The 12464-nt window shown below is 66.0% G+C and carries 10 protein-coding genes; 2 read left to right on the top strand and 8 right to left on the bottom strand.

Annotated elements, in window-relative coordinates; translation table 11 throughout:
* Positions 1-7 precede the first annotated feature (7 nt).
* From KYX69_RS03320 to KYX69_RS03290, 7 genes are all read right to left on the bottom strand, one after another.
* Positions 8-1033, bottom strand: coding sequence for a 2-oxoacid:ferredoxin oxidoreductase subunit beta (locus KYX69_RS03320; RefSeq protein WP_300493686.1), 1026 nt, complete (start codon positions 1031-1033; stop codon positions 8-10).
* A complete protein-coding gene (locus KYX69_RS03315; RefSeq protein WP_300493683.1) occupies positions 1030-1188 on the bottom strand; it encodes a hypothetical protein in 159 nt (52 codons plus the stop codon). Before KYX69_RS03315 ends, KYX69_RS03320 begins: the two co-directional genes overlap by 4 nt.
* Positions 1185-3062, bottom strand: a complete 1878-nt coding sequence (locus tag KYX69_RS03310; protein ID WP_300493680.1) for a 2-oxoacid:acceptor oxidoreductase subunit alpha — start codon at positions 3060-3062, stop codon at positions 1185-1187. Before KYX69_RS03310 ends, KYX69_RS03315 begins: the two co-directional genes overlap by 4 nt.
* A gap of 89 nt (positions 3063-3151) precedes the next feature.
* Complete coding sequence (locus KYX69_RS03305; protein ID WP_300493678.1) at positions 3152-4042, bottom strand: histone deacetylase; 891 nt, start codon at positions 4040-4042, stop codon at positions 3152-3154.
* 107 nt (positions 4043-4149) lie between these two features.
* Positions 4150-6018, bottom strand: coding sequence for an ABC-F family ATP-binding cassette domain-containing protein (locus KYX69_RS03300; RefSeq protein WP_300493676.1), 1869 nt, complete (start codon positions 6016-6018; stop codon positions 4150-4152).
* Between the two features lie 136 nt (positions 6019-6154).
* On the bottom strand, positions 6155-7324 hold the full coding sequence (locus KYX69_RS03295) for a carboxynorspermidine decarboxylase (protein ID WP_300493674.1): 1170 nt from the start codon (positions 7322-7324) through the stop codon (positions 6155-6157).
* 141 nt (positions 7325-7465) lie between these two features.
* Entirely contained in the window at positions 7466-8671 is a 1206-nt protein-coding gene (locus KYX69_RS03290; protein ID WP_300493672.1) for a saccharopine dehydrogenase family protein, read from the bottom strand.
* Positions 8672-8791: 120 nt separating this feature from the next.
* Here KYX69_RS03290 and KYX69_RS03285 point away from each other — a divergent pair, with 120 nt between their 5' ends.
* Complete coding sequence (locus KYX69_RS03285; RefSeq protein WP_300493669.1) at positions 8792-9784, top strand: alpha/beta hydrolase; 993 nt, start codon at positions 8792-8794, stop codon at positions 9782-9784.
* Positions 9785-9975: 191 nt separating this feature from the next.
* The gene (locus KYX69_RS03280; RefSeq protein ID WP_300493667.1) at positions 9976-10416 is read left to right on the top strand and encodes an MAPEG family protein; all 441 of its coding nucleotides are present in this window, start codon (positions 9976-9978) and stop codon (positions 10414-10416) included.
* A 92-nt stretch (positions 10417-10508) separates the two neighbouring features.
* Here the strand turns inward: KYX69_RS03280 and KYX69_RS03275 are convergent, their stop codons facing one another.
* Positions 10509-12398 (bottom strand): XrtA/PEP-CTERM system amidotransferase, encoded by a 1890-nt coding sequence (locus KYX69_RS03275; RefSeq protein WP_300493664.1) that lies wholly within the window; start codon positions 12396-12398, stop codon positions 10509-10511.
* Positions 12399-12464 lie beyond the last annotated feature (66 nt).

Genomic DNA, 12464 nt, shown 5'->3' with positions numbered 1-12464 from the left:
AGGTGCCCTATGCGTCGCGCGGTTCCTTGTCGACCTGCCAAGTCTGGCCCTTGCTGACGAGCTTTTGCAGGTCCGGAACCTTGCCCTCGCTCGCCGCGCGGTTCTGCGCCGCCACCGCGCTTTCGAACGTCGGCGCGGGGTCGTCATAGATCACGCCTAGCGCCATCGGGAACGGCCCGAACGGCATCTCGACCAGCATATGCGCAAGCCCGCGATTGGTCTGGTCGTGCACCACCACGCCCGACACATCGCCATCGACGATATCGACCACCTTCAGCGTCAGCCGCTCGACATCCAGCGCCAGCCCCTTGGTCCCGCCCGCAAATACCAGCGGCTTACCATGCTCGACCCACAGCTGATGCCCGGCATTGGCCTTGTCGACGAACGACGCGAACACGTCGGCGTTATAGACGATGCAGTTCTGGAAAATCTCCACGAACGCCGCGCCCTTGTGCGCATGCGCTGCCTTGAGCACGCTCGGCAAATTCTTGTTCACGTCGATCCCGCGCGCAATGAACCGCGCGCCGCTACCCAGCGCGAACGCGCACGGCTTGGCCGGGTGATCGACCGACCCGAACGGAGTGGAGGGCGACCGCGTCCCCTCGCGGCTGGTCGGCGAATATTGGCCCTTGGTCAGGCCATAGATCTCGTTGTTGAACAACAGGATCTGGCAATCGAGATTGCGCCGCAGCAGGTGCATCGTGTGGTTGCCGCCGATGCTCAACCCGTCGCCATCCCCCGTGATGATCCACACGTCCAGCTCGGGATTGGCCAGCTTCACCCCCGTCGCCACCGCCGGCGCGCGGCCGTGGATGGTGTGGAAGCCATAGGTTTCCATGTAGTAGGGGAAGCGCGACGAGCAGCCGATGCCGCTGACGAACACCGTATTCTCCGGCGTCGCGCCGATCTCCGGCATCGTCCGCTGCACCGCCTTCAGGATCGCATAGTCGCCGCAGCCGGGGCACCAGCGGACCTCCTGATCGGTCTCCCAATCCTTGGGGGTCGACGGGCGGATGGTGGTGATCTCGTTCATGCCTGCCCTTTCCGGCGCCTGCGGCTGCGCTTCGTCGCAACTTCGGGGGAAGTGGAATGCGATACCGCTAGACGTCGTTTGAAGAATGGCTTGAAGAGCATCGCAATGCCTTCGCCAATCACTTCAAAGACAAGACGTCCAAGGAACTCGCTCACGCCAGCGCCCCCTCAATAGCCGCCTCGATCTCATGAATGCGAAACGGCTGCCCCGACACCTTGTTCAACGGCCGCGCATCGACCAGAAACTGATCGCGCAGCACTGTCTTGAGCTGCCCGGTGTTCATCTCGGGTACGAGCACCTTCGCGTAACCCTTGAGCAAATCACCCAAATTCCCCGGCAGCGGCCAGATGTGGCGGATATGAATGTGCGACACATCCAGCCCCTTGCGCCGCGCCCGCCGCACCGCCTGCGTAATCGGGCCATAGGTCGATCCCCAGCCGACCACGACCAGCTTTCCGCCCGGCGCGCCCTGCTCGACGACCTGATCCGGCACGGAAATCCCCGCCACCTTGTCGCGGCGGATATCGGTCATCGCCTGATGGTTGTCGGCCGAATAATCGAGGTTGCCGGTGCCGACCTGCTTCTCGATACCACCGATGCGGTGGAGCAGGCCCGGCGTTCCTGGCTTGACCCATGGCCGCGCCAGTTTCTCGTCGCGCGCATAGGGCATGAATTTCTCGCCCTCGCCCGGCGCATCGGTCTTGAACGTTACCGGGAACGGCGCATAGCCGCCCATGTCCGGCACCTTCCATGGCTCGGCCGCATTGGCGATATAGCCGTCGGTCAGGATCATCACCGGCGTCATATATTGCGTCGCGATCCGCACCGCCTCGATCGCCACGTCGAAGCAATCCGCGGCGGAGCGCGTCGCGAGCACCGGCATCGGCGCATCGCCGTTGCGGCCATAGACCGCCTGATACAGGTCCGACTGCTCGGTCTTGGTCGGCAGGCCCGTCGATGGCCCGCCGCGCTGCGAATTGACGATGATCAGCGGCAGCTCGGTCATGATCGCAAGGCCCATCGCCTCGCCCTTCAGCGCAATGCCCGGCCCCGACGATGAGGTAACGCCCAGCTGCCCCGCATAGGACGCGCCGAGCGCCGACGCGATCGCCGCAATCTCGTCCTCCGCCTGGAAGGTGGTGACCCCGAACTCCTTCAACCGGCTCAAATAATGCAGGATCGCCGACGCCGGCGTAATCGGATAGCCGCCAAAGAACATCGGCAACCCGGCCAGCTGCGCCCCCGCGACCAGCCCCATCGAAATCGCCTCGGCCCCCGTCACCGTGCGGTACAGCCCCGGCTCCACGGGAGCTGCGGGCACATGCACCTGCGCAATGCCCAGCGCACCCAGCTCCGCCGTCTCGCCATAGGCATGGCCGGCATTGAGCGCGGCGATATTCGCCTCAGCCAGCTCGGGCGCCTTGGCGAACTTGGTCTTGAGCCAGTCGATCAGCGGCCCGCGCTCACGGTCGAACATCCACAGCGCCAGCCCCAGCGTCCACATATTCTTGCAGCGCAACGCTTCCTTGTTGCCAAGCCCGAACGGCTTCACGGCATCCAGCGTCAGCTGCGAGATATTGAGCTTGAGCAGCTGCCATTTGGCCAGGCTGCCGTCCTCCAACGGGTTCTCGGCGTATTTCGCCTTGTCGAGGTTGCGCTTGTTGAACTCGCCCTCGTCCGCGATGATCAGCCCGCCGGGCTTGAGGTCACCGACATTGGTCTTGAGCGCTGCTGGGTTCATCGCAACCAGCACATCGGGCGCATCGCCCGCCGTCTCGATCGCCGCCGACCCAAAATTGATCTGGAAAGCGGAGACCCCGAACAACGTCCCCTGCGGCGCGCGGATCTCGGCGGGGAAATCGGGGAAGGTGGCGAGGTCATTGCCCGCCAGCGCGGTCGATAGGGTGAACTGCCCGCCGGTCAGCTGCATCCCGTCGCCGCTATCCCCGGCAAATCGGACGACCACCGCCTCGGGCGGCGGATTGGCGGAAGCCTCTTCGGGCGTGACCTGATGGGCGGCAGTGGCCATTCAGTCTCTTCCTGCAATGTCGTCCCATCCTCTGCGGGACGGTGTGTCGACAAGGTTAGAAGGATGGCGCGCGGTTGCAACCGCTTCTTTTAGGGCGCTCCGCCCAGCGCCATGATCGACGCAACGTGCCGCGCCGACACCTCCATCGCATCGACGCCATATCCCCCGCCCAGCGCACTCGCGAGCGGCAGGCCGCGCCGCCGCGCCAGCGTCGCAATCCACTTGTCGCGCACCACCAGCCCCTCATGGCTCAGCCCCAGCCGCCCCAGTCGGTCACCCTCCCATGGATCGACCCCGGCCTGATACAGCAGGATCGTTGGCTCGAACGCATCGACCAGCCCCGGCAGCGTCGTGGTGAGCGCATCCATATATCCCGCATCATCGACGTTATCGGGCAGCGCGACGTCGAGCGTCGAGCGCGCCTTGCGCACCGGGAAATTCTTGTCGGCATGGATCGAATAGGTCGCAATGTCGGTGCGCCCGGCGGTCAGCGCCGCGGTACCGTCGCCCTGATGCACGTCGCAATCGACGATCAGCACCCGTTCGCCTTCATCCGCCAGCCGGTGCGCGGCAATGGCAAGGTCATTGAAGACGCAAAACCCCGCGCCGGTCGCGTGCAGCGCATGATGGCTGCCCCCGGCGGTATTCGCGGCAAAGCCCCGCTGCTGCGCAATCTTCGCCGCGGCGTAGGTGCCGCCCGGCACCGCCAGCGCCCGCGCCGCGACCTCCGGCGTCACCGGAAAGCCGATCCGCCGCTCCTTCTCACGCGGCACGCGACTCTCGATCACCTCGGCGACATAATCGGGATCATGCACCGCCTCGATCCACTCGCGCGGCATCGGCTCAGGCTCATGCCATTCCAGCGCGTCGCCGAGATCGCGCAACAGGTCGCGGACGAGGCCATTCTTGTTCCACTGATACTGGCTGCGCGCAGGGGCCGGCGCGACGTAAAGCGGGTGGTGAACGACGGAAATGGGCACGCCTGCCTCCCTACTCCGCTCGCCCTGAGCTTGTCGAAGGGCCGTACTTTCTTCGCGCGTCGAAAGAAGGACGATGCTTCGACAAGCTCAGCATGAGCGGTGGAAATTCAAGCCGCCATCCCCTCCAGCGCTTCCTGCGCCTCCAGCCACGTCGCTTCCGCCGCCTCGATCGCCTTCACCACAACGCCGCGCTGCTTCATCAGCTCGGTCATCGTGAGCTTGGTGAACTCCGGCGCGGCACTCGACGGATCGAACATCGCCCGATCGATCGCGCTCAGCTTTTCCTGCAGCTTGGCCAGCTCCGTCTCCGCCGCCTTCGCAGCCTTGCGCATCGCATTGCCCTTTTCGCGCGCCTCGGCCGCCTCGCGCCGCGCATCCTTGCGGTTGCCGCCCTTCGCCGCGCCTTCTGCCTTCGGCTCCTTCGCCAGCACGAAGGCGATGTAATCCTCGATGCTCCCGTCGAACGGGCGCGCCGTCCCGCCATCGACCAGCACCAGCCGGTCGGCGGTCATCTCGATCATGTGCCGGTCATGGCTGACGATCACGACACAACCCTGATAGGCGGTCAGCGCCTGGATCAGCGCCTCACGCGAATCGACATCAAGGTGGTTGGTCGGCTCGTCGAGGATCAGCATGTGCGGCGCGTCGCGGGTGATCAGAGCCAACGCCAGCCGCGCGCGCTCGCCGCCCGACAGCTTGCCGACCTTGGTCATCGCCTTGTCGCCGGCAAAGCCGAACCGCCCGAGCTGCGCGCGCACTGCCGCGGGCTTCTCGCCGTCCATCAGCCTCTGCATATGGTCGAACGGCGTCTCGTCGCTGTGCAGCTCCTCGACCTGATACTGGGTGAAATAGCCCACCCGCATCTTCGCCGACGCCGCCTTCTCGCCCTCGATCGGCGTCAGCTGCGCCGCCAGCAGCCGCGCCAGCGTCGTCTTGCCATTGCCGTTGCGCCCGAGCAGCGCGATGCGGTCGTCGGGATCGATCCGCAGGTTCAGCCGCGACAGGATCGGCGTCCCGTCATAGCCGACACTGGCATGGTCGAGCGTGATCAGCGGCGGGCGCAGCTGGTCAGGGTCAGGAAATCCGAACGCCAGCGTCGGATCGTCCATCACCGCGGCAATCGGCTGCATCTTCGCCAGCGCCTTGGCGCGCGACTGCGCCTGTTTGGCAGTCGATGCGCGGGCCGAATTGCGCGCGACGAAATCCTGCAGCTTCGCGCGTTCGGCCATCTGCTTTTCGCGCGCCGCCGCCTGCTGCGCCTGTCGCTCGGCGCGCTGCCGCTCGAATGCGTCATAGCCGCCGGGATAGAGCGTCAGCTTGCCGCGCTCGAGGTGCAGGATATGGTCGACGACGTTGTTCAGGAAATCCCGCTCATGGCTGACGATCACGATCGTCGCGGGGTAGGAAATCAGGAAATCCTCAAGCCACAGCACCGCTTCAAGGTCGAGGTGGTTGGACGGCTCGTCGAGCAGCAACAGGTCTGGCTGGCTGAACAGCAATGCCGCCAGCGCGACGCGCATCCGCCAGCCGCCCGAAAAACTGTCGAGCGGGCGGTGCTGCGCCTCCTCGTCAAAGCCAAGCCCGACCAGGATCCGTGAAGCCCGCGACGGCGCGGTATAGGCGTCGATCGCGCCCAGCCGCTCGTGAATCTCGCCCAGCCGGTCGGGGTCTTCGAGCCCCTCCGCCTCCGCCATCAGCGCCGCGCGCTCGACATCGGCTTCAAGCACCGTTTCGAACGGCGTCGTCTTGCCCGCCGGTGCCTCCTGCGCGACATAGCCCAAGCGCGCACCGCGCGGCATATCGGCGCTGCCCTCGTCCGGATCAATCATCCCGGCGATGACCTTGACCAAAGTTGACTTGCCCGCGCCGTTGCGCCCGATCAGACCGATGCGCCCCTTTGGCGGCAATGCCGCGCTCGCACGGTCGATGATCGTGCGCCCGCCAAGGCGGACGGTGATTCCGGAAAGATTCAGCATGACTCGCTCACAAAATGCCTCGTCGCCCCGGCGGAGGCCGGGGCCGCCATGTGGTGAGCGCTGCGCCTGAAACGGGGCGGCCCCGGCCTGCGCCGGGGCGACGAATTTGCGGCGGCTCCTAACACCGCCACCCGATTCAGGAAAGCCGCCCCTCGAAATCCGCATAGCCAAACGACTTCACGATCCGCAGATCGTCGGTCCGGCTGTCCCACAGCGCGATGCTGGGCAGCGGCACCCCGTTGAACGTCGTCGTCTTCACCATCGAATAATGCGCCTGATCGAGGAACGCGAAGCGCTGCCCCGGCACCGGCCATTCCGGAAAGCGGAAATCGCCGAGGATATCGCCGGCGAGGCACGACGGTCCGCCCAGCCGCACCAGTACATCACCCTCCTCGCCCAGCATTGCGGGGCGATAGGGCGCCTCGATCACATCGGGCATGTGGCAGGTGGCCGAGATATCGACCACGCCGATCGGCATGCCGTTGGTGAACACATCGACGAACTCGCCGACCAGGATGCCGGTATCGAGCGCGATCGCCTCGCCCGGCTCCAGGATCACTTCAAGGCCCGTCTCGTCGCGCACCTGCTTGAGGAAATCGACCAGATCGTCGCGCTGATAATCGGCGCGCGTGATATGATGCCCGCCACCGAAATTGAGCCATTTCAGCTGCCCCAGATAGGGCGCGATCCGCGGCTTTAGCGCTTCCCAGGTCCGGCGCAGCGGCGGGAAATCCTGCTCGCACAGCGAATGGACATGGATGCCGTCAACCCCCTCCAGATGCTCGGCCTTCAGCTGATCGGCGGGGAAGCCGAGCCGCGAATGCGGCTGGGCGGGGTCGTATTTCTGGACCTCACCCTCGCTGTGCATCGGATTGAGGCGCAGCCCGACCTCGAACTTGTCGCCCCGCGCCCGCGCCGCCGCCAGCGCGCTCTTCATCGCCGCATGCTGGAACGGCGTATTGAAGATCACATGATCCGAAATCGCGCAGATCTCGGCCATGTCCGCAGCCTTGTAGCCCGAGCAATAGGTCGCGACCTCGCCGTGATAATGGTCCTTGGCGAGCTTCGCTTCGTACAGTCCCGAGGTCGCGACGCCGTCGAGATATCTCCCGACCAGATCGCCCAGCGACCACATCGAAAACGCCTTGAGCGCCAGCAGGATCTTCACCCCAGCGCGGTCCCGCACATCCGCAATGGTCTGAAGGTTGCGCTCCACCGCCGCCGCATCGACGACGAAGCACGGCGACGGCACGCGGCTCAGATCAAACCCGGCAAACGCGCCCGGATCACCGGCCTTGGTGGACATCACAGGCGACGCAGCGCGGGTATCCATGACTTTGTTATCCCTTCCCACAAATCGTCGCCCCGGCGGAGGCCGGGGCCGCCCTGTGGCGAAGTCATCGCTCAAATCTGGCGGCCCCGGCCTTCGCCGGGGCGACGGAACGCGTCAGAACTTCAGCGGCTCGGCCAGTTCCTTCACCTGCCAGGGCAGGCCATGCTGGTTCAGCATGTCCATGAACGGGTCCGGATCGAACTGCTCCATGTTGAACACGCCCTCGCCGCGCCACGTGCCATTGAGCATCAGCGCCGCGCCGATCATCGCCGGAACGCCGGTGGTGTAGCTCACCGCCTGGTTGCCGGTCTCCTCAAACGCATCCTCGTGATCGCAGACATTGTAGACGTAGAAGGTCTTCTCTTCCCCGTCCTTCGTGCCGGTCGCGATGTCGCCGATATTGGTCTTGCCCTTGGTCGTGGTGCCCAGCGTCGACGGTTCGGGCAGCACGGCCTTCAGGAACTGCAGCGGCACGATCTCGCGGCCTTCGAACATGATCGGCTCGATCGAGGTCAGGCCGACATTCTGCAGCACGCGCAGATGCGTCAGATACTGCTCGCCGAACGTCATCCAGAAGCGCGCACGCTCCATTTCGGGGATGAACTTGGCCAGGCTCTCCAGCTCCTCATGGTACATGAGGTACATGTTCTTCGCGCCGACCTGATCGAACTCGAACACCTGCCGGGTCGACAGCGCCGGGGTCTCGACCCATTCGCCATTCTCCCAGTGCCGCGCGGGCGCGGTAATCTCGCGGATGTTGATCTCGGGGTTGAAGTTGGTCGCGAAATGCTGGCCGTGATCGCCACCATTGCAGTCCAGAATGTCGAGCGTGCGGATCGTGTCAAGCAGGTGCTTCTTGATGTACATCGCGAACACGCTGGTCACGCCCGGATCGAAGCCGGAACCCAGCAGCGCCATCAGGCCTGCATTCTTGAAGCGGTCCTGATAGTCCCACTGCCAGCCATAATGGAACCGTGCCTCATCGCGCGGCTCGTAATTGGCGGTGTCGAGATAGTCGGTGCCGGTGTTGAGGCACGCATCCATCAGGTTCAAGTCCTGATAGGGCAGCGCCAGGTTGACCAGCAGGTTCGGCTTGACCTGCTCGATCAACTTCGACGTCGCGGCGACGTCATCGGCATCGACCTGCGCGGTGTCGATCGTGACGCCAAAGCGCTCCTTGACCGATTCGGCGATCGCATCGCACTTGAACTGACGGCGGCTGGCGAGCGTGATCTTGCCGAACAGCTCGGGATTCTTCGCCATCTTGTGCACCGCGACCGACGAAACGCCGCCTGCGCCGATTACGAGAACGTCCTTCACGCCTTTGTCCTTCCTCAACTGTCCCGGGGGAATGCGGCCCCCATATGGGACCCGCGCGCCGGATGCAAAGGGCGAAGCGCAGGCTGGCCCTAACCCGCTGGATTCCCCTATGGATGCGACATGAGCATGACGATCGGACGCAGAACATTCATCGGCGGCGCCGCCACCTTCGGCCTCAGCGGCACCGCCGCCGCGCAATCGGCGCAAAAGATATTCACCCCGCTGCCGCCATGGCCGCCGCGCGAAACGCTGATGCTATGGCCGACCCTACCGCCCGGCACCCCGCCGGGCATCGCCCCGTCGCGGGAACCCGTCCCGCTTCCGCTAGGCACCCCCCAGCGCTGGGAAAAAGGCATCCGCCACCCCTATATCGGCGTCTTCCGCCCGCAGCGGCCCGACGGGCGCGCGGTGCTGGTCATGCCCGGCGGCGGCTATGTCTTTGTCAGCCTGATCAATGAAGGGGTGAATGTCGCGCGCGTGCTCAACCCGCTCGGCATCACCGTGTTCGTCCTCGCCTATCGCCTGCCCGGCGAAGGCTGGTTCAACCGCACCGACGTGCCGCTGCAGGACGCGCAGCGGGCGATGCGCCTGATCCGCGCCAACGCCGCCCATTACCGCATCGACCCGGCCAAGCTCGGCATCCTCGGCTTTTCCGCCGGCGGCCACCTCGGCGGCACGCTCACCGTCGGCCATGACGATCCGGTCTACAAGCCGCGCGACACCGCCGACAGCCTGTCCGCCCGCCCGCGCTTCTCCGGCCTGATCTACCCGGTCACGCAGTTCGCCAGCGCTGGCCCCAACAGCCGCTCCGGCCCCAACCTGTTCGGCGGCCCGCCACCCGCCGGCGCCGCCTCCGCCCGCTTCGACGTCCTCACCCGCGCCAGCCCAGCGATGCCGCCCTTGTTTCTCGCGCACGCGATGGATGACGGCACCGTCCCGGTCAGCCAGAGCATCGCCCTGATCGAAGCCGCCCGCCGCCATAAGGTGCCGGTCGAAGCGCATCTGCTCGAACGCGGCGGCCACGGCTTCGGCGCGCTGTCGCTGCCCCCGACCAACCCCGGCGCAAAGTGGCTGGACTGGTTCGCCACCTGGACCGCGACGCACACCAAATAAACTCCTCCCCGGCACGGGGAGGGGGACCATGCGCAGCATGGTGGAGGGGGCTCTCGGCACCGGATTCCCTTGCCTCGCTCCCCCTCCACCACGCCCTTCTGGAGCGGTCCCCCTCCCCGTTCCGGGGAGGATCAGTTGCACCCCCGCAACAAATCCGCCACCCTCTTGCCAAACAAGGGGGAGGACACACCATGCACAGCGCCATTTTCGGCCCGGTCATCGCGCTGATCGGCTGGACGCTCATCATGTGGATCTGGATGTACGCCAAGCGCATCCCGGCGATGCAGCGTGCCGGGATCGACGCAAAGACCAAGGTCGGCGGCACCGGCGCCGATCTGCGCGCCGTGCTGGACGCAAAGGCACAATGGCCCGCCGACAATTACAACCACCTGCTTGAACAGCCGGTGATTTTCTACGCTATCTGCATCGTGCTGGCGCTGATGGACCAGGGCGACAATCTCAACGCGACCATCGCCTGGGCTTATGTCGCCCTGCGCATCGCCCACAGCCTCGTGCAGGTCACGACAAACCGCGTCATCGTGCGCTTCTCGCTCTTCAGCCTCGCAACGATCGCGCTGATCATGCTGACGGTCCACGCCGCGATGGCGTATTGGAGCGTGAGCTTCCACTAAACCCATCGTCGTCCCGGGCTTGACCCGGGACAGGGCTTCTTCTTCCGACTGCAAAGGCAGCCCAGCCCCGGCTCAAAGGCTGGGGCGACGGGTCATGGAAACAACCGCGCCAAACTCCGCTCCAGCATCATCAACTGCCACAGCGTCCGCCCATGCTCGGCGCGCCCGCTGCGATGCTCCTCCGCCAGCCGCGCGATCGCCTTGGGCTCGAACCACCCGCTGCCGGCCAAGACGCGCGATCGCGCCAGCCCCGCAGCCTCATCCGCCAGCGCCGCGCGGAACCAGGCAGAAACCGGCGTCACAAACCCCATTTTAGGGCGGTACAGCACCTCTTTGGGCAGATATGGCTCCAGCGCCTTCTTCATCAGCCACTTGCCCTGCCCGCCCCGGATCCGCATCGACGCAGGCAAGGTCGCGGCAAACTCGACGAAGCGATAATCCAGCAGCGGCTCGCGCGCCTCCAGGCTCACCGCCATGCTGGTCCGGTCCATCTTGGTCAGGATGTCGCCGGGCAACCAGTGCTTGAAATCGGCATATTGCGCCCGGTCCAGCCCGTCGCGCGCCGGAGCCTCGCGCATCGTCTCGACATAACGCGTCTCGGCACGATGCCCGCCCAAGGCCGCCCGCGCGGCATCGGTATACAGCCCGCTGCGCACCGCCGGCGTGGTCACCCCAACCGCCTTGGCATAGGCCGCCCCGCCCTCATCCGCCAACGCCAGCAGCGTCGTCTTCGCGCGCAGCGGGCGCGGCGCCCAGTCCGCCTTGGGATAGACCCGCCCCAGCGCTCCGAACATGCCGCGCACCGATGCCGGCAGCACCGCGCGCACCCGCTCCTCCGCCGCGTGGAACTTGTACCGCCGATAGCCCGCCAGCGCCTCGTCCGCGCCATCGCCCGACAGCGCCACCGTCACGCTCTCCCGCGCCAGCTCGCACACACGATAAGTCGCCAGCGCCGACGCATCGGCAAACGGCTCGTCGAAATGATGCACCAGCGTGTCGATCAGCGCATAATCGTCCGCCGCGACGGTCTTCACCCGATGCTGGGTCGCGAACCGCTCGGCCACCAGCGCGGCATGCGCCGTCTCGTCATAGCCCGCCTCGTCGAACCCGATGGTACAGGTCTTGACCGCCGCCCGGCTCGCTTCGGCCATCAGTGCGACCACCGCGCTCGAATCCACCCCGCCCGACAGGAACGCACCCAGCGGCACGTCCGCTATCATCCGCGAGCGCACCGCGCTGCGCAGATGGTGGATCAACTCCGCCTCCAGATCGCGTGCCGATCCCTTGGCCCGCTGCGAAAAGTCGATGTCCCACCATTTGACCGGCGCGGGCACGGGCTTGCCCCGCTCCAGCAACAGATAATGCCCGGCCGGCAGCTTCTTCACCCCCGCCAGCACGCTCGCATCGTCGGGGACATAGCCGAGCCCCAGAAAATCCTCGACCGCGGTAAAATCGGGTGTCCGCCGGAACAGCGGATGCGCCAGCAGCCCCTTGATCTCGGACGCGAACGCCACCGCGCCGTCGGACAATTCGGCATAATGGAGCGGCTTCACCCCCATCCGGTCGCGGGCGAGCAGCAGCGATTGCTTGCGGGCGTCGTACAGCGCGAAGGCGAACATGCCGTTGAGCCGCGACAACATCCCCGGCCCCCACGCCCGCCAGCCATGCAGCAGCACCTCGGTATCGCTCTGGCTGACGAAGACCGCGCCCTTGGCCTCCAGCTCGGCGCGCACCTCCTGAAAGTTATAGATTTCGCCGTTGAAGCTGACGACGACATCGCCCTCCGGCGTCGCCATCGGCTGACCACCGCCCGACAGGTCGATGATCGACAGCCGCCGATGCCCCAGGCCAACGCCCGGCCCGGTCCACACGCCCGCCCCGTCCGGCCCGCGATGCACCAGCGCATCGGTCATCGCCCGCACCCGCGCCGGCTCCACCGGCTTGGGCGTTCCGGGATAGTAAAGGCCAGCTATGCCGCACATCAGTCAGTCGTTCCCCGCCCGGTTCCGTCGCACGGCTTTCGCGGGGATGACGGAGAGGCGCAAGGG

This window comes from Sphingomonas sp. (assembly GCF_030145815.1).
Lineage (GTDB): Bacteria > Pseudomonadota > Alphaproteobacteria > Sphingomonadales > Sphingomonadaceae > Sphingomonas.
This window is presented reverse-complemented; position numbering and strand designations above follow the sequence as displayed.

What these genes read in the sequence shown, in the direction of transcription:
- KYX69_RS03320 (WP_300493686.1), bottom strand. Translation starts at nt 1,033, where the DNA reads ATGAACGAGATCACCACCATCCGCCCGTCGACCCCCAAGGATTGGGAG.
- KYX69_RS03310 (WP_300493680.1), bottom strand. Translation starts at nt 3,062, where the DNA reads ATGGCCACTGCCGCCCATCAGGTCACGCCCGAAGAGGCTTCCGCCAAT.
- KYX69_RS03300 (WP_300493676.1), bottom strand. Translation starts at nt 6,018, where the DNA reads ATGCTGAATCTTTCCGGAATCACCGTCCGCCTTGGCGGGCGCACGATC.
- KYX69_RS03295 (WP_300493674.1), bottom strand. Translation starts at nt 7,324, where the DNA reads ATGTCCACCAAGGCCGGTGATCCGGGCGCGTTTGCCGGGTTTGATCTG.
- KYX69_RS03285 (WP_300493669.1), top strand. Translation starts at nt 8,792, where the DNA reads ATGAGCATGACGATCGGACGCAGAACATTCATCGGCGGCGCCGCCACC.
- KYX69_RS03280 (WP_300493667.1), top strand. Translation starts at nt 9,976, where the DNA reads ATGCACAGCGCCATTTTCGGCCCGGTCATCGCGCTGATCGGCTGGACG.
- KYX69_RS03275 (WP_300493664.1), bottom strand. Translation starts at nt 12,398, where the DNA reads ATGTGCGGCATAGCTGGCCTTTACTATCCCGGAACGCCCAAGCCGGTG.